The sequence below is a fragment of the Geminicoccus flavidas genome (assembly GCF_009806515.1).
Lineage (GTDB): Bacteria > Pseudomonadota > Alphaproteobacteria > Geminicoccales > Geminicoccaceae > Geminicoccus > Geminicoccus flavidus.
Window position 1 is genome coordinate 1 of sequence record NZ_WUJP01000139.1, and the last position, 605, is coordinate 605.

At 63.3% G+C, this 605-nt stretch carries 1 protein-coding gene; it reads left to right on the forward strand.

Features of this window, described 5'->3' with window-relative positions; genetic code table 11:
• Positions 1-605 (forward strand): calcium-binding protein (locus EQG76_RS03790; RefSeq protein ID WP_407925501.1); only part of this gene is annotated, 605 nt, incomplete at both ends.

Here is a 605-nt window from a genome sequence, read left to right on the forward strand (position 1 = left end):
GACTTCATTCGCATGGGCGACGCCATCGTCCCGGAGCGAGATCGGGACACGGGCGTGAACACAGGCTACGGGGACGCTGGGGACGATTATCTGGAAGGTGGTGCCGGCGAGGATCGGCTGTTCGGCGGCGACGGCAACGACGAACTGCGTGGCGGGAAGGAGGGCAACGACCTGCTGGACGGCGGTGCCGGCAACGACTCGCTGAACGGCTATCGCGATGATGATCGCCTGATTGGCGGAACGGGCGAGGACCGGTTCATGAACATGTTCTGGAAGGCCGGAGAGGAGATGGCGATCCACGGCGGACCGGGCAACGACCGGATCGTCGACTTCACCAAGGGCAGCGACCACATCTGGATCGAGCACGATACCGAGAGCGACTTCCGCTACGATCTCGACTTCGGTGATCTGGACACCAGCGGCAATGGCGTCCTCGATGCATCAGATGCGTTCGTCCGCATCGAGAACCTCACCGACCATGGTGTCACGGCCAGTTCCACGATCATCGACCTGGCTGCCACGCTTCATTCAATCCAGCCGGACGACCCCGAACCCTGGGGATCGGCGACGTTGCAGGTCTTCGGCGTGACGGGGCTGCAGAGCAG